General features: G+C 72.7%; 18 protein-coding genes and 1 riboswitch. Of the genes, 12 read left to right on the forward strand and 6 right to left on the reverse strand.

Annotation, left to right across the window (positions count from 1 at the left end):
• Positions 1 to 31 precede the first annotated feature (31 nt).
• Positions 32 to 559: a hypothetical protein gene (locus ABD268_RS08665; RefSeq protein ID WP_344150122.1), complete on the forward strand. Its 528-nt coding sequence runs from the start codon at positions 32 to 34 to the stop codon at positions 557 to 559.
• On the opposite strand, the gene ABD268_RS08670 is transcribed toward ABD268_RS08665, so the two are convergent.
• The gene (locus tag ABD268_RS08670) at positions 544 to 4,056 is read right to left on the reverse strand and encodes an ATP-binding cassette domain-containing protein (RefSeq protein ID WP_344150124.1); all 3,513 of its coding nucleotides are present in this window, start codon (positions 4,054 to 4,056) and stop codon (positions 544 to 546) included. The genes ABD268_RS08665 and ABD268_RS08670 overlap by 16 nt on opposite strands.
• Before the next feature lie 58 nt (positions 4,057 to 4,114).
• Positions 4,115 to 5,005 carry a TIGR01777 family oxidoreductase gene (locus ABD268_RS08675; protein WP_344150125.1) on the reverse strand — a complete coding sequence of 297 codons (891 nt, stop codon included), beginning with the start codon at positions 5,003 to 5,005 and terminating at the stop codon, positions 4,115 to 4,117.
• Between the two features lie 79 nt (positions 5,006 to 5,084).
• Positions 5,085 to 5,323: riboswitch (cobalamin riboswitch) on the forward strand.
• A 134-nt stretch (positions 5,324 to 5,457) separates the two neighbouring features.
• Between ABD268_RS08675 and ABD268_RS08680 the strand changes: the two genes are divergently transcribed.
• Both ABD268_RS08680 and ABD268_RS08685 read left to right on the forward strand, forming a co-directional pair.
• Entirely contained in the window at positions 5,458 to 7,902 is a 2,445-nt protein-coding gene (locus ABD268_RS08680; RefSeq protein WP_344150126.1) for a ribonucleoside-diphosphate reductase subunit alpha, read from the forward strand.
• Positions 7,899 to 8,918, forward strand: a complete 1,020-nt coding sequence (locus ABD268_RS08685) for a ribonucleotide-diphosphate reductase subunit beta (protein ID WP_344150127.1) — start codon at positions 7,899 to 7,901, stop codon at positions 8,916 to 8,918. Before ABD268_RS08680 ends, ABD268_RS08685 begins: the two co-directional genes overlap by 4 nt.
• Before the next feature lie 129 nt (positions 8,919 to 9,047).
• On the opposite strand, the gene sucB is transcribed toward ABD268_RS08685, so the two are convergent.
• On the reverse strand, positions 9,048 to 10,853 hold the full coding sequence (gene sucB, locus ABD268_RS08690) for a 2-oxoglutarate dehydrogenase, E2 component, dihydrolipoamide succinyltransferase (protein ID WP_344150129.1): 1,806 nt from the start codon (positions 10,851 to 10,853) through the stop codon (positions 9,048 to 9,050).
• 49 nt (positions 10,854 to 10,902) lie between these two features.
• Entirely contained in the window at positions 10,903 to 12,294 is a 1,392-nt protein-coding gene (lpdA, locus tag ABD268_RS08695) for a dihydrolipoyl dehydrogenase (RefSeq protein ID WP_344150131.1), read from the reverse strand.
• A 116-nt stretch (positions 12,295 to 12,410) separates the two neighbouring features.
• Here lpdA and ABD268_RS08700 point away from each other — a divergent pair, with 116 nt between their 5' ends.
• Positions 12,411 to 12,776 (forward strand): hypothetical protein, encoded by a 366-nt coding sequence (locus tag ABD268_RS08700; protein ID WP_344150133.1) that lies wholly within the window; start codon positions 12,411 to 12,413, stop codon positions 12,774 to 12,776.
• 1 nt (position 12,777) lies between these two features.
• Here ABD268_RS08700 and ABD268_RS08705 read toward each other — a convergent pair whose 3' ends face one another.
• Complete coding sequence (locus tag ABD268_RS08705; protein ID WP_344150135.1) at positions 12,778 to 14,280, reverse strand: leucyl aminopeptidase; 1,503 nt, start codon at positions 14,278 to 14,280, stop codon at positions 12,778 to 12,780.
• A gap of 57 nt (positions 14,281 to 14,337) precedes the next feature.
• On the opposite strand from ABD268_RS08705, the gene gcvT reads away from it, so the two are divergent.
• From gcvT to ABD268_RS08735, 6 genes are all read left to right on the forward strand, one after another.
• Positions 14,338 to 15,477 carry a glycine cleavage system aminomethyltransferase GcvT gene (gene gcvT / locus ABD268_RS08710; RefSeq protein WP_344150137.1) on the forward strand — a complete coding sequence of 380 codons (1,140 nt, stop codon included), beginning with the start codon at positions 14,338 to 14,340 and terminating at the stop codon, positions 15,475 to 15,477.
• The gene (locus ABD268_RS08715; protein WP_344150139.1) at positions 15,477 to 15,734 is read left to right on the forward strand and encodes a hypothetical protein; all 258 of its coding nucleotides are present in this window, start codon (positions 15,477 to 15,479) and stop codon (positions 15,732 to 15,734) included. The genes gcvT and ABD268_RS08715 overlap by 1 nt, the downstream gene beginning before the upstream one ends.
• Before the next feature lie 190 nt (positions 15,735 to 15,924).
• Positions 15,925 to 16,407: a sigma factor-like helix-turn-helix DNA-binding protein gene (locus ABD268_RS08720; protein WP_344150141.1), complete on the forward strand. Its 483-nt coding sequence runs from the start codon at positions 15,925 to 15,927 to the stop codon at positions 16,405 to 16,407.
• Entirely contained in the window at positions 16,404 to 17,528 is a 1,125-nt protein-coding gene (locus ABD268_RS08725) for a hypothetical protein (protein WP_344150143.1), read from the forward strand. The genes ABD268_RS08720 and ABD268_RS08725 overlap by 4 nt, the downstream gene beginning before the upstream one ends.
• Before the next feature lie 10 nt (positions 17,529 to 17,538).
• Complete coding sequence (locus ABD268_RS08730) at positions 17,539 to 18,363, forward strand: PhzF family phenazine biosynthesis protein (RefSeq protein WP_344150145.1); 825 nt, start codon at positions 17,539 to 17,541, stop codon at positions 18,361 to 18,363.
• 43 nt (positions 18,364 to 18,406) lie between these two features.
• The gene (locus ABD268_RS08735) at positions 18,407 to 18,868 is read left to right on the forward strand and encodes a P-loop nucleotide/nucleoside kinase family protein (RefSeq protein ID WP_344150147.1); all 462 of its coding nucleotides are present in this window, start codon (positions 18,407 to 18,409) and stop codon (positions 18,866 to 18,868) included.
• 117 nt (positions 18,869 to 18,985) lie between these two features.
• Here the strand turns inward: ABD268_RS08735 and ABD268_RS08740 are convergent, their stop codons facing one another.
• Positions 18,986 to 20,344, reverse strand: a complete 1,359-nt coding sequence (locus ABD268_RS08740; RefSeq protein ID WP_344150149.1) for an HNH endonuclease signature motif containing protein — start codon at positions 20,342 to 20,344, stop codon at positions 18,986 to 18,988.
• A 354-nt stretch (positions 20,345 to 20,698) separates the two neighbouring features.
• On the opposite strand from ABD268_RS08740, the gene ABD268_RS08745 reads away from it, so the two are divergent.
• Together ABD268_RS08745 and ABD268_RS08750 are read left to right on the forward strand one after the other, a co-directional pair.
• The gene (locus ABD268_RS08745) at positions 20,699 to 21,508 is read left to right on the forward strand and encodes a thymidylate synthase (RefSeq protein WP_344150673.1); all 810 of its coding nucleotides are present in this window, start codon (positions 20,699 to 20,701) and stop codon (positions 21,506 to 21,508) included.
• The gene (locus ABD268_RS08750) at positions 21,505 to 21,999 is read left to right on the forward strand and encodes a dihydrofolate reductase (RefSeq protein WP_344150151.1); all 495 of its coding nucleotides are present in this window, start codon (positions 21,505 to 21,507) and stop codon (positions 21,997 to 21,999) included. Before ABD268_RS08745 ends, ABD268_RS08750 begins: the two co-directional genes overlap by 4 nt.
• The last annotated feature ends 12 nt before the right edge of the window (positions 22,000 to 22,011 follow it).

Consider the following 22,011-nt stretch of genomic DNA (forward strand, 5'->3'; position numbering starts at 1 on the left):
GGACGCGCCGAGCCGGGGCAAGGTGTGGGACATGGACCGGACCCGCGTGCTGCCCCGAGCCCTCCTCGCGATGCTGGTGCTCTCCGCGGTGGTCACCGCGACCGTGGTGCTGCTGGGGCTGGCCGCCCGGCGGGTCGCGCCACAGCGGCCGGTCGTCGCCACGGTTGCCGGGCGCGACCCGGTGGCCGCCCTGCGCGCGTGGGACCGGCGGCGGGCGGAGGCCTGGGCGCACGGTGACCTGCGGGCCCTGCGCGACCTGTACGTGCCCGGGTCCGCCGCCTGTCGCCGGGACGTGGCGATGCTGGCGGCCTGGAGCGACCGGGGCCTGCGGGTGCGCGGGATGCGCATGCAGCTGCTGGCCGCGGAGCTGCGCACGAGCTCGGAGCGCCGGCTCGAGGTAGTCGTGACCGATCGCCTCGCGCACGCCGTCGCCGTGGGCCGCGGGACCCGGGTGCCGCTGCCCCGGGACGCGCCCTCGACGCGGACCGTGGTGCTCCGCCGGCTCGCGGGGGAGTGGCGGGTCGCGCTGGTCCGGGACGGGGATCAGCCGGCCAGGTGACCCCAGGTGCCGGACAGCTCGCTCCACGGCCCGACCGCGGCGACGCGGCCCTGGACGAGCACCACGACCCGGTCGGCCTGGGCCAGCGCCGCGCGCTTGGACGTCGCCCCGACGACGGTCGCGCCGCGCTGCCGCAGCGCGCTCCACAGCTCGATCTCGGTCGCCGCGTCGAGCGCGGAGGAGACGTCGTCGGCCAGCAGCAGCTCGGCGTCGCAGGCGAGTCCGCGCGCCAGCGCCAGCCGCTGCACCTGCCCTCCGGAGAGCCGCACTCCCCGGTGTCCGACCAGCGCCTCGGCGCCGCCCGCGGCCTCCACGTCGGGGACCAGCCGGGCGGTCTCGATGGCAGTGCCGAGCACGCGGTCGGGGTGGTCGAGGAGCACGTTGTCGGTGAAGGTCCCCGAGAACACCCGGGGCACCTGGGCGACCGCGGCCACGCGTCCCGGACGCAGGAAGGTCTGCGGGTCCTCGACGCGTCGGCCGTTCCAGCGGATCTCGCCGGTGCTGGCGACCAGCCCGCCCAATGCCGAGAGCAGGCTGGACTTGCCCGACCCCACCTGGCCGAGGAGGAGCACCAGCTCGTTGGCCTCGAAGGCCAGGTCGACGTCACTGACCCCGACCGTGCCGTCGTCGTGCACGGCGGTGAGCCCGACGAGCTCCAGGGTGCGCAGCGGGTCGCGGGGGCCGGGGGTCGGAGCCGGCGCGGCACCCTGCACCAGGTCGACCCCGGGTGGCTGTTCCATCAGGTCGCCGCCGCCGGCGAGGCGCGCGGTGGCCTGCATCCACGCGCGGGTGCCCGGCGCCTCGGTGATGACGGAGCCCGCCACCCGACCGAACCAGTCGAAGCCGTTGACCGCTCCGGCCACGAGCAGCGCGGTCGCGAGCCCCCAGCCGCCGGCCACCAGCACCGCCCAGGCGGTCACCACGCCGCACTGCACCATCACGATGGGGACACCGTCCAGCAGCGCCTGGACGCGGTGCTCGCGGACCGCCGCGTCCACGCGGCCGCCGTCGACCTCGCGCAGGTGAGCGTGCACGCTCGGCGTCGAGGCGGCCAGCTTCACGGTCCGGACCGAGTCGAGCGTGGAGACCAGCGAGCGGCCGAACCGGGCGCGTGCCGCCGCGGACGCCGCCGCGGACCGCCCGGCCACCCGGCGGCCCAGCGACGAGGCGAGCGCCGAGGCGACCATGACGGCGAGGAGCACGCCGCCGGCCAGCAGGCTCTGGGCCGCGACTGCCGTCACCGCCACGATCATGAGCCCGTTGACGAAGTCGACCCAGCGGTCGGCGTACCGAGCGAGCCGGTCGGCGTCCATCGCCCGGGCGACGACCTCGCCCGGTGGGGTCCGCTCGAGGCGGTGCTGGTCGGTCTGGCCGGAGAGCACGGAGGAGCGCACCCGCAGCATCACCGCGATCCACCAGCGCGGGTAGCGGCGGAACGCCTCGGCGAGCAGCAGCGGCGAGACCAGCAGCGAGACCACGAGCGCGATCGTGAGGTCGACGGGGGTGTGACCCTCCTGCAGCGCGACCACGAGGTGTCCCCAGATCCAGCCGGTCACGGCGCCGAAGGCGCCGCACAGGGCGGCGACCAGGAAGAGCGCCATGCCGGCCAGGCCCCAGCGCGGCTCGACGAGCAGCGCCGAGAGGGTCGCCCGGGCCAGGCCCGGGACGGCGCGCAGCTCGGGGGGCGAGGGGGGCTCGCCGGTACGCCGGGCGGTGCCGACCGCGTTGTCGGACGTGGCGTGACCGGTCGGGACCGGGGCGTCGTGCTCGGCCGCGGCCTCGAGCAGTGCACGGAACGGGCCCGGCTCGTGGGCCAGGCGCTCGCGTGGACCGTGCTGGACGACCCGGCCCCCGTCGAGGACCGCGACCTGCTCGGCGCGCTCGGTCGTGGAGAGCCGGTGGGCCACCAGCAGCCCGGTGCGGCCGGCGAGCAGCCGCTCGGCGGCCCGCACCACCTGGGCCTCGGTGACCGGGTCCATGCGGGCCGTCGCCTCGTCGAGCACGACCACGCGCACGTCGCGGACGAGCAGGCGCGCGAACGCGACCAGCTGCTCCTCGCCGGAGGAGAGGCTGGTGCCGCCCGGCCCGAGCGGCGTGTCCAGGCCCTGGGGGAGGCCGGCGACCCAGCCCTCGAGGCCGAGCTCGGACACGGCCTGCTCGACGACCGCGCGGGGCACCGGCCGGAACAGCGCGATGTTCTCCGCGAGCGTCCCGGACAGGATCTCGGTGCGCTGGGTGACCACGCCGACGGCCGAGCGGAGCTGCTGCAGGTCGACGTCGAGGACGTCGGTGCCGCCCAGCAGGACCGTGCCGCGCTCGGGCTCGACGGCCCTGGAGACCAGCGAGGCCAGCGTGGACTTGCCCGAGCCGGTGCGCCCGACGAGGGCGCAGGTGTGGCCCGCAGGGACCCGCAGGTCGACGTGCTGGAGCGCGAACTGGCCCTCGGCGTACGCGAAGTGCAGGTCGCGGAAGTGCACGTCGAGCGAGCCGTCGGGCAGGTCGTCGCCGCCCAGCGGCTCGCGCTCGGCGCCGAGCATGCCGCGCAGGCGGAGCACGGCACCGAAGCCGGCCTGCAGGTCGGGCAGGTGTCGCGCCAGCTGGTCGACCTGGCCGACGAACATGGTGGTCACCAGGAAGAGGGTCACCAGGGAGGCGGTGTCGAGGCGGTCATCGACGACCAGGACGACCCCCACCAGTGCGGTGGCGGCCAGCACGGCGTGGAGCAGCGTCCCGGTCCGGCGCCCGACCCTGCTCTCGAGGCCGAGGACGACCGCGAAGCGGGCGTGGACGGCGGCGGAGAGGGCCGTGCAGCGCCGGACGATGTGGCCCTGGCCCAGGCTGGTGCGCAGGTCGTCACGCCCGGCGACGCCCTCCTCCATTGCCGCGGCGTGGTCGGTCCAGGCCGCCTCCTCCTCGACCTTGCGGGCCGAGATCGCGGGGAGCAGGGGCCGCACGGCGGCGAACGCGGCCACGCCGGCCAGCGGGAACAGCACGACCGCCGGCCACCAGGTGACGGCCGCGATCACCCACAGCGGCCCGGAGGCGAGCAAGGTGCGGATCGCCTGCCAGGCGCTCTGCCGGAGAAGGACGCCGACCTCGTGGGTGTCGTCGTCTACGCGGTCCAGCACCTCTCCGACGGCCTGCTCGGACAGCGCGGCGAGCGGCTGGTGCAGCGCGGCGTCGAGCAGGTCGGCGCGCAGCCGGCCCTCGGCACGATCGACGACGCCGGCCCACATGGTGCGGGCGACCGTGTCGAGCAGCGCCGCTCCGACCACGCACGCGGTCAACACCCAGACCAGCGAGGTGGTGGCGTCCTCGGCGAGGTGGCCGGCGACCAGGGAGCCCAGGGACGTGCCGACGGCGGCGACGGCGCTGCACACCAGGGCCCAGGCGGCCACGGGTGTACGCAGCCGCCGCCAGTCGACGGTGCGGTCGAGATCGGGCGGTGCCGGCGAGGTCCGGGCCGGCCGAGCCGAGTCGACCTGGGTGAGAGTCATCGGGGACGACGCTACGACGCGCCGCCGACGGTCGTCGCGCGGTTTTTCGGCGGGGGGCTCAGGCCAGGCCGGCCGTCAGCACCGCCGTGACGTCGCGGTCGCGGAACTCGTAGCCCGACTCGGTCAGCGCCGCCGGGCGGACGTTGAGCGAGCCGAGCAGCTCGGGCGCCATCTTGCCCGCGCCGAGCCGGAGAGCTGCCTTCGGCACGAGGACGGCCGCCGGCCGGTGCACGGCACGCGCGAGCGCCTTGGTGAACTCGGCGTTGGTCGGGGTCTCGGGACAGCAGAGGTTGAACGGGCCGGCGGCCGTCGGGTGCTCGGCGAGGTGGATGACGGCACCGAGCCAGTCACGCAGCGAGATCATCGCCATGTACTGCCTGCCGTCGCCCAGCCGGCCACCGAGGCCCGCCTTGAAGAGCAGCCGCAGCTGCTTCAGCGGCTCCACGCGCCGGTCCATCACGGGCGAGGTCCGCAGCACGCAGACGCGTGCGCCGGCGTCGGCCGCCGGGGCGGTGGCGGCCTGCCAGTCGCGGGTGACCTCGGTGAGCAGGGCATGCCCGCGGCTGTCGGAGGCCTCGGTCAGCACCTGGCCGCCGTGGTCGCCGTACCAGGAGATGCCGTTGCCGGCGAGGAAGGTGGGCCGCGTCCCCGCGTCCGCGATCGCGGCGGCGAGCACCCGGGTCGTGGTCACCCGGCTCTCACGCAGCTCGCGCGCCCACTTCTCCGAGTGCGGGTTGCCGACCGTGGGCGACCCCGCGAGGTTGACGACGACGTCCGCGGACTTGATGACGGCGCGGTCGCAGGCGCCGGCGTACGGGTCCCACGTCGACTCGTCCGGCGCGGCGGCGGGCCGGCGTACCAGCCGGGTCACGTCGTGGCCCCGAGCGCGCAGCGCGCCGGTGAGGTTGCTGCCGAGGAAGCCGGACGCACCGGCGATCACGAACTGCATGCCGACAGCCTCTCAGGCCCACCCAACACACCCGACACGCCGTCACAAGATGTGGTGCCGTCGATCTGGTCGAACCACTGGATATGGTGCTGGGGCTGGTCCGGGTCGTCGCCTGCAGGTGGCGCCCCGGGGCAAGAGGGAACCTGGTGCGACTCCGGGACTGCCCCGCAGCGGTGAGTGGGAACGAACGCCGTCAACAGCACTGGCTCCGTCCGCGGAGCTGGGAAGCGACGGTCAGTAGGGATGATCTCGACAAGCTCGATCCACGCGAGTTCAGCGCCCACGAGTCCGAAGACCTGCCAGCGCCCGCGCACGACCGTGCGCGGTACGTCGCGGACCTCGCGGGTGGGTCGCACGGCAGCACGGGTTGCGCCCTGTTCCTGGGCCGCGCCCGGGTCGTCGTCTCCTCCCCGGGGTCCGGGCATCCGGCGAGCTCGCGAGGAGAGAGCAGCATGACCCAGACCGATTCACCCGAGACGAACGTCTCGACAGGTTCGACCACCGGAGCGACAGCCCGAACGCGCATGGTGGTGCGCAAGCGCAACGGCGACACCGAGCCGGTCGACCTCGACAAGATCGTGCGCGCCGTCGAACGGTGCGCGACCGGCCTGTCGTACGTCGAGCCGCTCACCGTGGCGACCCGCACGATCTCCGGCCTCTACGACGGCGCCACCACGGCCGAGCTGGACCGGCTGTCGATCCAGACCGCCGCCGAGCTCACCGCCGGCGAGCCGGAGTACTCCCGGCTCGCCGCCCGGCTGCTGTCGGCGTACCTCGAGAAGGAGGTCGCCGGACAGCAGATCGCGTCCTTCAGCCAATCCGTGCGGCTCGGCCGGCTCGAGGGGCTCATCGGTGACGCCACCGCGGACTTCGTCGAGGCGAACGCCCGCAAGCTGGACCAGGCGATCGACCTCTCCAACGACCGGCGGTTCGAGTACTTCGGGCTTCGCACCGTCTACGACCGCTACCTGCTCCGGCACCCGCAGACGCGGCTGGTCGTCGAGACGCCCCAGTACTGGCTGATGCGGGTGGCCTGCGGGCTGGCGACGACGCCCGCCGAGGCGATCGAGCTCTACCGGTTGATGGCCTCGCTGGCCTACCTGCCGAGCTCCCCGACGCTGTTCAACTCCGGCACCCGGCACGCCCAGATGTCGTCGTGCTACCTCGTCGACAGCCCGCGCGACGAGCTGGAGTCGATCTACTCGCGCTACGCGCAGGTGGCCGCACTGTCGAAGTTCGCCGGCGGCATCGGGATCTCGTTCTCGCGGGTGCGCTCGCGGGGAGCCCTGATCCGCGGCACCAACGGCCACTCCAACGGCATCGTGCCGTTCCTGCGCACGCTCGACGCGTCGGTGGCGGCCGTCAACCAGGGCGGCCGGCGCAAGGGAGCCGCGTGCGTCTACCTGGAGCCGTGGCACCCCGACGTCGAGGAGTTCCTCGAGCTGCGCGACAACACCGGTGAGGACGCCCGGCGCACGCACGACCTCAACCTCGCCAACTGGGTGCCCGACCTGTTCATGCGGCGCGTCGAGGCCGACGAGGAGTGGAGCCTGGTCGACCCCGATGCCGCACCCGAGCTGCCCGACCTGTGGGGTGAGGAGTTCGAGCGTGCCTACGTCGCGGCCGAGGCGGACGGCCGGGTCGTCCGACGGGTGCGGGCGCGTGACCTCTACGCGAAGATGATGCGCACCCTGGCCCAGACCGGGAACGGATGGATGACGTTCAAGGACGCCGCCAACCGGACCTGCAACCAGACCGCGACGCCGGGCAACGTCGTACACCTCTCGAACCTGTGCACCGAGATCGTCCAGGTGTCCAGCGACGCGGAGACCGCGGTGTGCAACCTCGGGTCGGTCAACCTCGCCCAGCACCTGAGGACCTCGGTGGTCGAGCCCGTCGGGACCACGATCGACTGGGACAGGCTCCGCGCCACCGTCCGGACCGCGGTGACCTACCTCGACCGGGTCATCGACATCAACTACTACCCGAGCCGGGAGTCGGCCGCGTCCAACCCGCGTTGGCGTCCGGTGGGGCTGGGCTGCATGGGCCTGCAGGACGTGTTCTTCGCCCTCGGGCTGCCGTTCGACTCCGAGGAGGCCCGCGAGCTGTCGACGCGCATCGGGGAGGAGATCCTGCTCTCGGCGCTGGAGCGCTCGGCGGAGCTGGCCGCCGAGCACGGCGCCCACCCGGCGTACGCCGACACGCGGGCTGCGCGCGGGGACCTGCATCCCGACCTGTGGGGCGTCACCCCGACCCAGACCGCGCGCTGGGCCCGGCTGCGCGGACAGGTGGTCGAGCACGGGCTGCGCAACTCCCTGCTGGTCGCGATAGCCCCGACGGCCACCATCGCCTCGATCGCCGGCTGCTACGAGTGCATCGAGCCGCAGGTCTCCAACCTGTTCAAGCGGGAGACCCTGTCCGGGGAGTTCCTCCAGGTCAACGAGGCCCTCGTGCGCGAGCTTCGTGCGCGTGGCCTGTGGACCACTGAGGTGCGCGAGCAGATCAAGCGCCAGGAGGGCTCGGTGCAGGGGCTCGAGGCGATCCCCGAGGAGGTGCGCCACCTCTTCCGGACCGCCTGGGAGCTGCCTCAGCGGGCGCTCGTCGACATGGCCGCCGCGCGGCAGCCGTACGTCGACCAGAGCCAGTCGCTGAACCTGTTCCTGCAGAGCCCGACCATCGGCAAGCTCAGCTCGATGTACCTCCACGCCTGGAAGTCCGGGCTCAAGACGACGTACTACCTGCGCTCGCGGCCGGCGACGCGCATCCAGCAGACGACGGTGGGCGGCCGACCCTCAGCGGTCGACGGTCCCTCGGTGGTCGAGCCGGTCGAGACCACGGACTCCGCCGCCGTCGCCTGTTCCCTCGAGAACCCCGAGACCTGTGAGGCCTGCGAATGACCACGACCACGAACCCGACGATGCTGCTCGACCCGGGCATGAACCTCACCCTGCGGCCGATGCGGTATCCGCACTTCTACGAGCGCTACCGCGACGCCATCAAGAACACCTGGACCGTCGAGGAGGTCGACCTGCACACCGACCTCAAGGACCTCGCGAAGATGTCCGCGGCCGAGCGGCACATGGTGTCGCGGCTGGTGGCCTTCTTCGCCACCGGCGACACGATCGTGGCCAACAACCTGGTCCTGAATCTCTACCAGCACGTGAACTCGCCCGAGGGGCGGCTCTACCTGTCCCGGCAGCTGTTCGAGGAGGCGGTGCACGTGCAGTTCTACCTCACCCTGCTCGACACCTACGTCCCGGACGAGACGGAGCGGCACGAGGCGTTCGCCGCCGTCGAGAACATCCCGTCGATCAAGCACAAGGCGGACTTCTGCTTCCGCTGGATCGACGAGCTGTTCGAGGTACGTCGCCTCGAGACGCGCGAGGACCGGCGAGGTTTCCTGCTGAACCTGATCTGCTTCGCGGCCTGCATCGAGGGACTGTTCTTCTACGGGGCGTTCGCCTACGTCTACTTCCTGCGCTCGCGGGGGCTCCTCAACGGTCTCGCGTCCGGCACCAACTGGGTGTTCCGCGACGAGTCGATGCACATGGGGTTCGCGTTCGACGTGGTCGACACCGTGCGCGCCGAGGAGCCGGACCTCTTCGACGACGAGCTCGCGGCGCGGGTGCGGGAGATGGTCATCGAGGCCGTCGACGCCGAGGCGCAGTTCGCCGAGGACCTGCTCGGCAAGGGGGTGGCCGGCCTGTCCACCGGCGACATGCGCTCCTACCTGGAGTACGTCGCCGACCAGAGGATGGAGCGGCTCGACCTGCCGAGGATCTACGGCTCGAAGAACCCGCTGCTGTTCATGGAGCTCCAGGACGTCCAGGAGCTGTCGAACTTCTTCGAGCGCCGTGTCTCGGCGTACCAGGTCGGCGTGACCGGCTCGGTGTCGTTCGACGACGACTTCTGACCCGGCAGGTTTCGAGACGGCGCCGCGCAAACAAGAGGGCGCCACCGACGAGCAAGCTCGTCGGACGGCGCCGCGCAAACAAGAGGGCGCCACCGACGAGCAAGCTCGTCGGACGGCGCCTCTCTGCGCTCAGACCTCGAACTGGCCGGACTCGAGGCGCTGCTTGACGTCCTTGAGGAAGCGGCCGGCGTCCGCGCCGTCGACCAGCTGGTGGTCGTAGCTCAGGGACAGGTAGACCATGTAGCGGACCGCGATCGTCTCGCCGAGGTTCGGGTCGTCGATGACCACGGGGCGCTTGACGACCGCGCCGGGGCCGAGGATCGCCACCTGCGGCTTGTTGATGATCGGGGTGTCGAAGAGCGCCCCGAAGCTGCCGAGGTTGGTGATCGTGAAGGTGCCGCCGGAGAGCTCGTCGGGCCCGATCTTGTTGGTGCGGGTCCGCTCGGCGACGTCGGCGATCTTCTTGGCCAGGCCGGCGATCGAGAGGTCGCCCGCCTCCTTGACCACCGGGGTGAGCAGGCCCTTCTCGGTGTCCACCGCGAACGCGACGTTCTCGCGGTCGTAGTAGGTCACCTCGCCGGCCTCGGTGTCGATCGCGGCGTTCAGCTTCGGGTGCACCTTGAGCGCGTCGATCGCCGCCTTGGCGAAGAACGGCAGGTAGGTCAGCTTCACGCCCTCGCGGGCGAGGAAGTCGGCCTTGGCGCTCTCGCGCAGTCGCGCGATGTTGGTGACGTCGACCTCCATGACCTGGGTCAGCTGGGCCGAGGTCTGGAGCGAGTCGACCATCCGGGTCGCGATGATCTTGCGCAGGCGGGTGATCTTCTCAGTCTTGCCACGCAGCGGCGACGGCGTCGCCGACGGGGCAGCCGGCGCCGCGGACGCGGCAGCCGGTGCCGCCGGGGCGGCGGGCGCCGGGGCCGGAGCCTCCTTGGCCCGGGCCGCCTCGAGCACGTCCTGCTTGCGGATCCGGCCACCGACGCCGGTGCCGGTCACGGTCGCCAGGTCGACGTCGTGCTGGGTCGCCAGCTTGCGCACCAGCGGGGTGACGTAGCCGGACGCGTCGCCGCGGTCGGCGGCCTGGGACGCGGGCTGCGACTCGGTGGCGGGGGCCTGCGGGGTGGGCTCGGGGGCCTTCTCGGCCGCGGGCTTCACCTGCTCGGGCTCCGGCTCGGGCGCCTTCTCCTCGGCCTTCGGCGCCTGCTCGGGCTCCGGCTCGGGCTGCTTCTCCTCGGCCTTCGGCTGCTCGGCCGGCTCCTCCTCCTGCGCGGGGGCGGCCTCGCCGGACCCGATCACGGCGAGCTCGGCACCCACCTCGACGGTCTCGTCCTCGTCGACCTTGATCTCGAGCAGGGTGCCGGCCACGGGGGAGGGGATCTCGGTGTCGACCTTGTCGGTGGAGACCTCGAGCAGCGGCTCGTCGACGGCGACCTCGTCGCCGACCGACTTCAGCCAGCGGGTGACGGTGCCCTCGGTGACCGACTCGCCCAGCGCGGGCAGGGTCACCGACGTGCCGGAGCCGCCGGCGGGCTTGGTCTCGGCCGCGGGCTTCTCGACCTCCTCGGCGGCGGGAGCCGGCTCCTGCGCCGCCTCGGGCTCCTGGGCCTTCTCCTCCTCGGGCTCGGCCTGCTCCTCGGCGGCGGGCTCCTCGGCCTCGGCCTCGGCCTCGTCGGAGCCGCCGGCGTCACCCGCGGACTCGCCCTCGTCGCCGATCATCGCGAGGACCGCGCCGACCTCGACGGTGTCGTCCTCCTGCGCCTTGATCTCGAGCAACGTGCCCGCGACGGGGGAGGGGATCTCGGTGTCGACCTTGTCGGTGGAGACCTCGAGCAGCGGCTCGTCGACCGCGACCGTGTCACCGACCGACTTCAGCCAGCGGGTGACAGTGCCTTCGGTGACGGACTCGCCGAGTGCCGGCAGATTGACTTCGGTGGCCATGGAGTTCCTTCGCTCGCGTCGCTTCGTGGGAAGTCTGGTGTGGGTGGGATCAGGAGTGGGCGTGCAGTGGCTTGCCGGCGAGGGCCAGGTGGGCCTCGCCAAGTGCTTCGTTCTGGGTCGGGTGTGCGTGGACCAGCGGAGCCACGTCCTCCGCGTGCCCCTCCCAGTTGTAGATCAGCTGGGCCTCGCCGATGAGCTCGCCGACGCGGTCGCCGACCATGTGGACACCGACCACGGGCCCGTCCTTCTGGCGCACCAGCTTGACGAAGCCCTGCGTCTTGAGGATCTGGCTCTTGCCGTTGCCGCCGAGGTCGTAGGTGACGGTCTCGATGCCGTCGGCGCCGTACTTCTCGGCGGCCTTCGACTCGTCGAGGCCGACGGAGGCGATCTCGGGGTGGGAGTAGGTGACGCGCGGGATGCCCGCCTCGTCGATGGGCTGCGGGTCGAGGCCGGCGATGTCCTCGGCCACGAAGATGCCCTGCTGGAAGCCGCGGTGCGCGAGCTGGAGGCCGGGCACGATGTCACCGACCGCGTAGACGCCGTCGAGGTTGGTGCGACAGCGCTCGTCGGCGAGCACGAAGCCGCGCTCCATCGCCACGCCCTGCTCGTCGTACCCGAGCCCGTCGGTGACCGGGCCGCGGCCGACCGCGACCAGCAGCAGCTCGGCCTCGATCACGCTCTGCTCACCACTGGCGTCCTCGACGAAGACCGCCACGCCGGTGTCGGTGTGCTTGACGCTCTGGAACGGCGTGCCGGTGCGGAAGGCGATCTTCCGCTTGCGGAACGCCCGCTCGAGGGCCTTGGACGACGCCTCGTCCTCGACGGCCACCAGGCGGGGCAGCGCCTCGATGATCGTCACCTCGGCGCCGAAGCTCTTCCAGACGCTGGCGAACTCGCAGCCGATGACGCCGCCACCGAGCACGATCACCGACGAGGGGACCCGGTCCAGCCGCAGCGCCTGCTCGGAGGTGATGACCCGCTCGCCGTCGATGTCGAGACCGGGCAGCGACCGGGAGTAGGAGCCGGACGCCAGCACGACGTGCCTGCCGGTGTACGCCGTGCCGCCCACGGTCACCTGCTTCGGACCGGTCAGCCGGCCCTCGCCCTCGATGACCGTGATGCCGCGCGACTTGACCAGGCCGGTGAGCCCCTTGAAGAGCCGCGAGACGACGCCGTCCTTGTAGGCGTTGACCGCCGCCATGTCGATGCCCTCGAGGCTGGCCAGCACGCCGAACTGGTCGGACTCGCGGGCGAGGTCGGCGACCTCCGCGGCGTGCAGCAGCGCCTTGGTGGGGATGCACCCGACGTGCAGGCAGGTGCCACCGACGTTGCCCTTCTCCACCAGGCCGACCGTGAGCCCGAGCTGGGCTGCGCGCAGGGCACAGGCGTAGCCGCCCGAGCCCGCGCCGAGGATGAGTACGTCGTAGTCGGCGTCGGCCACGCTGGTCCTTCCGAGTGTTTCCGGGCTGATGATCGGCCCCATCTTTGCACTTCTGCCAATCGTGTCCACACCGGCCTTGAGCGACTCACGAGTAGCAACAGGGCACAATCGGAGCCATGGGTTTGTTCGACCTCTTCCGCCGCGGCTCCCGTCCGCGCATGAGCCGCCCCGCCCGCGACGCGGCGCGCACCGGCTCCACCCGTGTCCGCGCCGCGAACGCGGCCGACGAGCAGCACCTGCACGAGTGGGTGCTCGCCCGCCGCGGCGTCGAGGGCTTCGTGGAGCCGCGCACCGCGGTCAGCGACGTGACGCTGCTGCTCGTCGCCCACGACGGTGAGTGGACCAGACGGCGGGTGCCGTCGGTGGACTGGGCGCACCGGTTCTGCAACACCCACCAGGTGCCGTCGTACGACGCGGCGGTGGTCGGCGTCCCGCAGCGGATGCGGGACTACAACCGGCGCCGCAAGCAGCAGGGCCTGTGACTCAGCCGGCGAGCGTCCGCGCGTAGTCGACCAGGGTCGCGACCGCGACGCCGGTGCCGCCGGCGGTCGTGTGCCCCCAGGCGCTGCCGGAGTTGAACGACGGCCCGGCGATGTCGAGGTGGGCCCAGGGCAGGCCGGCGGTGAACTCGCGCAGGAATGCCGCGGCGAACAGCCCGCCACCCCAGCGGACCCAGTCGTGCTGGGCGAGGTCGGCGATCTTGCTGCTGTTGATCCGCTCGGTCATCGCCTCGGGGATCGGCATCGGCCACATCGCCTCGCCGGCGGAGTCCGCGGCCGCGAGCACCTGGTCGACGACCTCGTCGGAGCCGAGCACGCCGGCGACCCGGTCACCCAGCGCGACGACCATGTGGCCGGTCAGCGTGGCGACGTCGAGGATGACGTCGGGCTTCTGCTCGGTGGCGCGCACCAGCGCGTCGGCCAGCACCAGGCGGCCCTCGGCGTCGGTGTTGAGGACCTCGACGGTCCTGCCGCCGTACATCGACAGCACGTCGCCGGGGCGGGTGGCCGAGCCCGAGACCATGTTCTCCGCCATCGGGGCGTAGGTCGTGACCTTCACCGGCAGCCCGAGCTCGGCGATCGCGAATGTCGCCTGCACGACGGCCGCCGCGCCGGCCATGTCGGACTTCATCTCGCCCATGCTCTGCGCCGGCTTGATGGTCAGGCCGCCCGAGTCGAACGTGATGCCCTTGCCGACCAGCGCGAGGTGCTGGGTCGCGCCCTTGGGGGAGTAGGTGAGCTCGACCAGGCGCGGCGGCGCGGAGGAGCCGGCGCCGACGCCGAGGATGCCGCCGCAGCCGAGCTCGGCGAGCTCGTTCTCGTCGAGCACCCGGATGCCGACCTTGGGGGCGCCCCGGCCCTTGGTGAGCTGCTTGGTCGCGGCCGCCACGGCGTCGGCGAACTTCGGCGGGGTCAGGTCGCCAGGGGGCGTGTTGACCCAGTCGCGGGTGCCGGCCACGGCCCGGGACACGATCCGGGCCTCCTCGAAGGCCGCGATCGTGTCCTTCTTGCGGGCCGAGGGGGCCAGCACGACGACCTCGCCGGGCGCGGTGTCGTCCTTCTTCGACTCGTGCAGGTAGGCCGTGAACGTGTAGCCGCCCAGCTCGTAGCCCTCGGTCACCGCGCGCACCAGCTCCGGCGTGTCGGCCGGCAGCGCGACCGCCACCGAGGCGGCGTTGGTCACGGCCCGGGCGGCGGCGCCGGCGGCGCGGCGCACCGCGCTCGGATCGACCTGCTTGCCGAGTCCCACGAGGACCAGGAGCGGGGAGGTCAGCGCGCCCGCGGTGGGCACCTTGACCACCTCGCCGGCCTTGCCGGTCACGCCCAGGGTCGACAGGAGCGGACGGAGCTTGCGGCCGTAGGCCTTGGCGACGTCCTCCCCACCGGGCGCGATCTCGGCGCCCTTCGTGTCCTGGACGACACCGACGACGACGGCGTCGGTGTGGGTCTTGGCCGGGCTTGCGCTGCGCAGGGTGTACGACGTCACCGGGGCAGGATAACCAGCCCCCCGGTGCGACGGTGCCGCTGCGGTAGGTTCGCGTCCATGTCCGACGAGCCGGCCGCCCCCACCGACCTGTTGACCTCCCCGCTGCACGAGCGCCATGTCGCCCTCGGTGCGAAGTTCGCCGAGTTCGGCGGATGGTCGATGCCGCTGGAGTACTCCTCGGGTGTCGTGAAGGAGCACACCGCGGTCCGCGAGGCGGTCGGCATCTTCGACGTCAGCCACCTCGGCAAGGCGCTGGTGAGCGGCCCGGGCGCCGCGGCGTACGTCAACGCGACGCTGAGCAACGACCTCGGCCGGATCGCGCCGGGCAAGGCGCAGTACACGCTGTGCTGCGACGACGCCACCGGCGGCATCGTCGACGACCTGATCGTCTACCTGCACGACGACGAGCGGGTGCTGCTCGTCCCCAACGCCGCCAACACCGTCGAGGTCGTACGCCGGCTCGCCGCCCAGGCGCCCGACGGGGTCACCGTGACGAACCAGCACCGCGACCACGTCGTGCTGGCCGTGCAGGGCCCGAAGTCCGACGAGGTGCTCGACGCCGTGGGGCTACCCACCGGCCACGACTACATGTCCTTCGCGGAGGCAGTCCCGCCGGAAGAGCGGGGCCACGGCTCGACGGTCGTGGTCTGCCGCACCGGGTACACCGGTGAGCGCGGCTACGAGCTGATCGCCCCCAACGCGGTCGCGGTCCCGCTGTGGGACGCCCTGGTGGCGGCCGGTGAGGAGCACGGCATGCTCGCCTGCGGGCTGGGCTCGCGCGACACGCTGCGCACCGAGATGGGCTACCCCCTGCACGGCCAGGACATCTCCCTGGAGGTGACCCCCAACCAGGCCCGGCTCGGCTGGGCCGTGGGCTGGGGCAAGGAGGCGTTCTGGGGTCGGGAGGTCCTGCTGGCCGAGCGGGAGCGCGGACCCGAGCGCGTGCTGCGCGGCCTGATCGCCGTCGGCCGCGGGATCCCGCGGCCGGGCATGAGCGTCTCGCTCGCCCCCGACGTGCCGCTGTGCGAGATCACCTCCGGCACCTTCTCCCCGACGCTGCGCAAGGGGATCGGCCTGGCCCTGGTCCCGTCGTTCGTGAACGCCGAGGCCGAGGTCGGTGTCGACGTCCGCGGCCGCCGGGAGATCTTCCAGCTCGTGAAGCCCCCGTTCGTCGACCCGTCCGTGCGAGAGGCGTGATGATGCTCCCTGACCAGCCCCCGACGTTCCGACAGCCCGCTGCCGCCGAGCGCCCGTGGTGGTGGCGGCTGGAGAGCTCCGCCGGCGCCGAGGTGACCGTCGACGAGGAGCTCGCCGACCAACGGTTCTCGAGCCAGGCGGACGCCGAGTCCTGGGTGGGGGAGTACTGGTCGGACCTGGCCGCGGAGGGGGTCGATGCGGTGACCCTCTTCGAGCACGACCGCCAGGTGTACGGCCCGATGTCGCTGCATGCCTGAGCTCCCGGCGGCAGCCGCCGCTGCGGGTCCGTTGGGGAATCCCCGAGGGCGGCGGCTCCGAATACCTCGATGACCGGGCCGCCCGGGGGCGGGACACCGCCGGCTTCACGGCGTACGTCGTGGAGCGGGGAACCATCCGCGGCACCTGAGGGGTCTGGTCCTCAGGGTCCCCGTGCCGAAGGATGGTCACATGCGCCACGACGGCGACTTCGCCGCCTACACGGCGGCACGCTGGCCGGCGATCGTTCGCTCGCTGGTGCTGCTCGGCTGTCCGCAGCCGGAGGCGGAGGAGGTCGCGCGGCAGGGACTCGCCCGCTGCTACCTGGCATGGGGGCGAGTGCGCGAGGCCGACGACATCGACGTCCGGGTCTACCGGGAGGTGCTGGACTGCCGGGATCGTGCCGGTGCGGGCACAGCCGAGCCGGCCGAGCCCGGCCCGGCGCCGGTGGCGGGTGACGCGACCGACGCCGTACTGGTCCGGCACGCCCTCGAGGCGGCCCTCGGTCGGCTCCCGGACGAGGACCGGAGCGCGGTGGTGCTGCGCTTCGCCGCCGGCCTCAGCGAGGTCCAGGTCTCGGAGCTGCTCGAGCTGACGACCGACGAGGTCGAGTCCCGTCTGTCCGATGCGGTCGCGGCGCTGGACCTGCCGAAGCTGTGGGGGGCGTCGCGATGACGCAGGAGCTCGCGGAGGAGGTGTTCGCGCTCGCGGGCACGGCGATCGACGTCCCGGACGCCCCGGTCGAGGAGGTCGTGGCCCGGGCCCGGTCGCAACGTCGACGGCGGCGACGGGCGGCCGCGGCGGCGGTGGCGGGCCTCCTGGTCGTGGTCGGGCTCGGGACCTGGGTCGGCACCCGGCCGGGCTCGCAGCCCCCGCCCGGCCCCGACCAGCCGCCGGTCGTCCGGGTGGAGAACCCGGCCGCCGTCGCCTGGTGGGCCAACGACGTGCTCCACCTGCGCCACGCCGCCGTCGAGATGCCGCGGGTGGAGGACCTCGTCCAGCTCGGGGACGGTGCCGTCATCGGCGACGAGGACGGCGACGTGGTCCTCGTGGACGGTGCCGGGAGGCTGACCACGATCGGGAACAAGGTGGCCGGTGCACCGCTGGCGGCCTCCGAGCACCAGGGGTGGGTGGCGTGGGTGGACCCGGGGGACCGGGCGCCGCGGCTCGTGGTCTACGACCTCGAGGCCGCGGAGGTCCTCGCGACCCGGGACCTGCCCTACCGCGGGCCCCGCTGGGGCAGCCTCGACGAGGGCAGCCACCCCATCGCCGTGGACGGGAACCAGGTCTATTACGCGGGCCAGGACGGCGACTGGGGCTGGGGGCCGGACGGGACCGGGCTCGTCGACGTGGACGGACTCCTCGACGTCTCGGCCGCGACGATCGTCAAGGCGGCCGGCGCCGACCGGATCCGCATCGTCCAGCCGTTCTTCAGCGTCGACTACGTGCGGACCGGAGTCGGCGCGCAGCTCTCGCCGGGCGGGGAGCACGTGCTGACCCGGGCACCGGGTGGCGGCGGACGGTTCGGGAAGGTGCTGATCTACGACACCCGGTCGGGGGAGAGGATCTGGACCGGCGTACGACCCCAGGACGTGGTCGTCGCGGCGACCCTGGGGTCCGACGGCTCCGTCTCGTACGTCGTCGCGCACGGTCCCGACCAGCCGCAGGGCACGGACTTCGTGCGGCTGTCGTTCACCGGGCCCTACGAGCTGCGGACCTGCCACCTGGGGGAGCGGACCTGCTCGCGGGCCACCAAGTTCCCGCACACCGGAGCACTGCCGATCCTGGCTCGCTAGCGTGGCGCGCATGCGCCGCTTCAGCCAGGTCGACGTCTTCTCCGCAGAGCCGCTGCTCGGCAACCCGGTGGCGGTCGTCCACGACGCCGATGGCATCGCCGACGAGGAGATGGCCCGGTTCGCCCGCTGGACGAACCTCTCCGAGACCACCTTCCTGCTCGCGCCCACTCAGCCGGGGGCGGACTACCGCCTGCGGATCTGGACCCCCGCCGGGGAGCTGCCGTTCGCCGGGCACCCCACGATCGGCAGCGCCCACGCGTGGCTGGAGGCCGGGGGCACGCCCGCGACCGAGGGCGAGGTCGTCCAGGAGTGCGCCGCCGGACTGGTCCGACTGCGCCGAGCCGACCGCCTCGCGTTCGCAGCACCGCCGCTGGTCCGCTCGGGTCCGGTGGACGCCGCCGACCACGCCGCGATCGCGTGCGCCCTGCGGATCCGCGAGGACGGGATCGTCGACGCGCACTGGGTCGACAACGGGCCGGGCTGGGTCGCCGTCCTGCTCGCCGATGCCGACGCAGTGCTCGCGCTGGAGCCCGACTTCTCCGCCTTCGGCGACCTGGAGATCGGCGTGGTCGGGGCCTACGGTGCGGGAGCCGACGCCGCGGTCGAGGTCCGGGGGTTCGTACCCTCCATGGGCATCGGCGAGGACCCGGTGACAGGCAGCCTCAACGCCGGCATCGCCCAGTGGCTCGCCGGCGACCGGCTGCCCGCGTCGTACGTCGCCTCGCAGGGCACCGTCCTCGGCCGCCGGGGCCGGGTGCACATCGAGACCGAGGGCGGCACGATCTGGGTCGGCGGCGACGCGCTCACCACGGTCACCGGCGAGGTCGCGCTCTGATGTCCGGTCCGTCGGCCGACCACGAACGCTCTGGTGCCCGCCCGTGAGCCGGGTGGTCCTCATGTGCGGTCCCTCGGGGGCCGGGAAGTCGACGTACGCCCGACGGCTGGAGAGCGACGGGATGGTCAGGCTCTCCTTCGACGTGGAGATGTGGCGTCGCGGGATCGCGACGGTGCCGCTGCCACCGGACGTCCGCGACGAGATCGAGGCGGATCTGCGGGCCCGGTTGCTGGAGCTCGTGGCCGCAGGCCGTGACGTCGTCCTCGACTTCTCGTTCTGGTCGCGCCGGATGCGTGACGACTACCGACGACTCCTGGCACCCACCGGGGTGCTGCCGGAGACGATCTACCTCGCCACCGACCGCGAGACGGTCCTCGACCGGATGCGGACCAGGCGGGGCCGCCACTCCGACGACTACGTGCTGCCCGAAGAGCTCGCCGCCCACCACTTCGACCACTTCGAGCCCCCGACCGCTGACGAGGGCCCTCTCACGGTGATCCGGTAGTCGAGCGAGATCCCGGGCAGGAGGGGCGTGTCGAACGGAGGCAGTTCGCACCGGGGCGTGCCGGCGGGCTCCATCGCCCGGTGTCCGGGTGGTGGAGCCTGCTGACTCGGTGGGTGCTCAGTTGTTGTGGAGCTGGATGGTGCCGAGCGGGGTGACCAGGTAGGAGCGGCCGTGGGGGCCGTGCCATTCGTAGCTGCCGTCGGGTCTGCGTCGGTAGCGCCAGCGGCCCGAGGTTTTGCAGCGGTGATGTCGCCGGCACAGGCAGCCCAGGTTGTGCGGGTTGGTCTGCCCGGGTGGTCCGCCCTCGTCGAGGGGCAGGTAGGGCTCGATGTGGTCGAGGTCGGTGTGGCGGGCGTCGACGGGGCACCAGGGGAAGACGCAGTGCCCGTCGCGCAGGATCACGATCTGCCGGATCTCCTCGGACGGGTCGTGCCCGTCCACCGCGGGGCAGGCGTTCAGGTCCAGCACCGGCCGGATCACCACGTCCCCGGAACGCCCGAGCCAGGCGCGGATCTTGGCCAGCGTGGCCGGACCGAGCTTCTCCACCTCACCGACCCCGGGTCGTCCGTCGTCGGTGCCCTCGAGGTTGAGGTGCAGCAGGTCGGCCAGCGAGGCGTGGACGTAGAAGATGGTCTGCCGCCGCCGCACCGGGGTGGTGGGCGCGGCCGGTTCGGGGGCCTGCAGTCCGAGGGTGGCCTGTTGGGCGGCGATGACGCCGAGGGCTTTGGCCTTGCGGATCTCCAGGTCGTCGGTGTCGCCGAGGGCCTTGAGGGCGGCGGCCTGGTCGCAGACCAGGTCGTGGAACGCGGTCAGGTCGAGGGTGTCGCCGGCCACGTCGAGGTAGCTGGTGCCGTCGACGTCGCCGGGGGCGGGGTGGCGCAGGGTGACGTGCCACCCCTTCTTGCCGGTCTTCTCGCGCTGCTCGAGCAGCTCGGGATGGTACTTCGCGATCGCCATCGCGACCGCGGTCTGGATCGCGGCGAACCCGCACGAGGCCAGCTTCGGGGCGAGCTGGGCGTCCACGTAGCCGGCGGCCTCGCGGGAGAGGGGGTGGGTGGCCTGGGCGACGTGCCGGGCCTTCCACGGATCCACCCTCAGGTCTTCGACGAGCCGCCAGATCCGGGGCAGGCGGTGCTGGAGGTCGAGGGCGTCGGCGATCAGCTTCATCCCGGCCAGGGTGGAGACCCCGAGGGCGGCGGCCACCGGCTCGGGCGCGAACGCCGAGACCGCGGGGGTGCCCTCCCCGCCGAGGGACTCATCCGCATTGAGCACGCCCGGGAGGGCGTCGCCGGCCCAGGTGGCCACCCCGGTGTCGGTGGTGGCGGGGTGCCGCACGCACCACTGCGCCGCGAGCCGGAGCTTGGATCGCTCGGCGACCCGGGCGGCGATCTTGGCGTCGTCGAGCAGGGCGAGGAGCCAGTCGGGGTCGAGGTCCTCGACCACCACCGGCTGTCCCATCGCGTCCACCTCGAGCATGGATCAATCCAAGCACCGGGCACCGACAGTCCGGCCCCGAAAACCGCGTGGTTGAGCGGGTCTGGGGAAATCGGAAAGTAAAACTTCTCGGACCCGGGGCGGCGTGGTCTCGACAAGCTCGACCACCGGGGGCGATCCGGGTGGCGTGGTCTCGACAAGCTCGACCACCGAGAGAAGCTCGACCACCGGGCGCGACCCGCGAGCCGAACAGCGACCGCAATCCCCGACGTACCCGTCCCCGTAGCTGCCAAGACCGTGACCACCCGCGGCCCGCAGGCCGCCCACGGGGTCTCGGCGCCGGGGGCGCCACGCGCCTCGACCGCCGGGGCGACGTCGACAGGTAGTCTCGGCCCCGTGCAGGCCTACCTCGATCTCGTCCAGCGGATCCTCGACGAGGGCGTCGCGAAGGGCGACCGGACCGGCACCGGGACGCGCAGCGTCTTCGGTCACCAGATGCGCTTCGACCTGACCGAGGGCTTCCCGCTGGTCACCACCAAGAAGGTCCACACCCGGTCGGTGTTCGCGGAGCTGTTGTGGTTCCTGCGCGGCGACACCAACGTGAAGTGGCTGCAGGACCGCGGCGTCACGATCTGGGACGAGTGGGCCGACGAGAACGGCGACCTCGGGCCGGTCTACGGCTACCAGTGGCGCAGCTGGCCGACGCCGGACGGGCGACACGTCGACCAGATCGCGCAGGTCGTCGAGCAGCTGCGCCGCGACCCCGACAGCCGCCGCCACATCGTCAGCGCCTGGAACGTCGCCGACATCCCGCAGATGGCCCTCGCGCCCTGCCACACGATGTTCCAGTTCTACGTGGCCCCCACCGAGACCGGGCCGGGGCGGCTCAGCTGCCAGCTCTACCAGCGTTCGGCCGACGTGTTCCTCGGCGTGCCGTTCAACATCGCCTCCTACGCCCTGCTCACCCACATGGTCGCCCAGGTGGCCGGCCTGGAGGTGGGGGACTTCGTGCACACGCTCGGCGACGCCCACCTCTACGAGAACCACCTCGAGCAGGCCCGGCTCCAGCTCACCCGCGAGCCGCGCCCGCTGCCGCGGCTGGTGCTCGACCCGACGGTGACCGCGCTGGACGAGTTCGACCTCGAGCACATCGCGGTGGAGGGCTACGACCCGCACCCGGGCATCAAGGCACCCATCGCCGTATGACCACCCCGACCGGCAAGCGGATCGTCCTGGTCGCGGCGGTCGCCGAGAACGGCGTCATCGGCAACGGCCCCGACATCCCGTGGCGGATCCCGGGGGAGCAGGCCGAGTTCAAGGCCCTCACCCTCGGGCACACCCTCGTCATGGGACGCACGACGTACGAGTCCATCGGTCGGCCGCTGCCGGGGCGCACCACGATCGTGCTGACCCGCGACCCCGCCTGGCAGGCGGACGGGGTCCTCGTCGCGCACGACCTCGATGACGCGCTGGAGCAAGCCGAGAGCCTGCCGGGCGACGTGATGGTCGCGGGCGGCGCCCAGGTGTACGCCGCGGCGATGCCGTACGCCGACGAGCAGGTCATCACCGAGGTGCACCAGGACCCCGAGGGCGACGTCCTCTATCCCACCTTCGACCCCGGCGAGTGGAGCGAGACCCGCCGGGAGCCCGGCGACGACTACGACCGGGTCTGGTGGCAACGGCGCCAGGGGTACTGACCTGCGCTCTGG

Origin of the sequence: Nocardioides koreensis, assembly GCF_039531775.1 — a bacterium.
GTDB classification, from domain to species: Bacteria; Actinomycetota; Actinomycetes; order Propionibacteriales; family Nocardioidaceae; genus Nocardioides; species Nocardioides koreensis.

Excerpts from the sequence above, each read along its gene's own strand:
- ABD268_RS08665 (WP_344150122.1), top strand. The coding sequence starts at position 32 with ATGGACCGGACCCGCGTGCTGCCCCGAGCCCTCCTCGCGATGCTGGTG.
- ABD268_RS08670 (WP_344150124.1), bottom strand. The coding sequence starts at position 4,056 with ATGACTCTCACCCAGGTCGACTCGGCTCGGCCGGCCCGGACCTCGCCG.
- ABD268_RS08675 (WP_344150125.1), bottom strand. The coding sequence starts at position 5,005 with ATGCAGTTCGTGATCGCCGGTGCGTCCGGCTTCCTCGGCAGCAACCTC.
- ABD268_RS08680 (WP_344150126.1), top strand. The coding sequence starts at position 5,458 with ATGACCCAGACCGATTCACCCGAGACGAACGTCTCGACAGGTTCGACC.
- ABD268_RS08685 (WP_344150127.1), top strand. The coding sequence starts at position 7,899 with ATGACCACGACCACGAACCCGACGATGCTGCTCGACCCGGGCATGAAC.
- sucB (WP_344150129.1), bottom strand. The coding sequence starts at position 10,853 with ATGGCCACCGAAGTCAATCTGCCGGCACTCGGCGAGTCCGTCACCGAA.
- ABD268_RS08700 (WP_344150133.1), top strand. The coding sequence starts at position 12,411 with ATGGGTTTGTTCGACCTCTTCCGCCGCGGCTCCCGTCCGCGCATGAGC.
- gcvT (WP_344150137.1), top strand. The coding sequence starts at position 14,338 with ATGTCCGACGAGCCGGCCGCCCCCACCGACCTGTTGACCTCCCCGCTG.
- ABD268_RS08715 (WP_344150139.1), top strand. The coding sequence starts at position 15,477 with ATGATGCTCCCTGACCAGCCCCCGACGTTCCGACAGCCCGCTGCCGCC.
- ABD268_RS08720 (WP_344150141.1), top strand. The coding sequence starts at position 15,925 with ATGCGCCACGACGGCGACTTCGCCGCCTACACGGCGGCACGCTGGCCG.
- ABD268_RS08725 (WP_344150143.1), top strand. The coding sequence starts at position 16,404 with ATGACGCAGGAGCTCGCGGAGGAGGTGTTCGCGCTCGCGGGCACGGCG.
- ABD268_RS08730 (WP_344150145.1), top strand. The coding sequence starts at position 17,539 with ATGCGCCGCTTCAGCCAGGTCGACGTCTTCTCCGCAGAGCCGCTGCTC.
- ABD268_RS08740 (WP_344150149.1), bottom strand. The coding sequence starts at position 20,344 with ATGCTCGAGGTGGACGCGATGGGACAGCCGGTGGTGGTCGAGGACCTC.
- ABD268_RS08750 (WP_344150151.1), top strand. The coding sequence starts at position 21,505 with ATGACCACCCCGACCGGCAAGCGGATCGTCCTGGTCGCGGCGGTCGCC.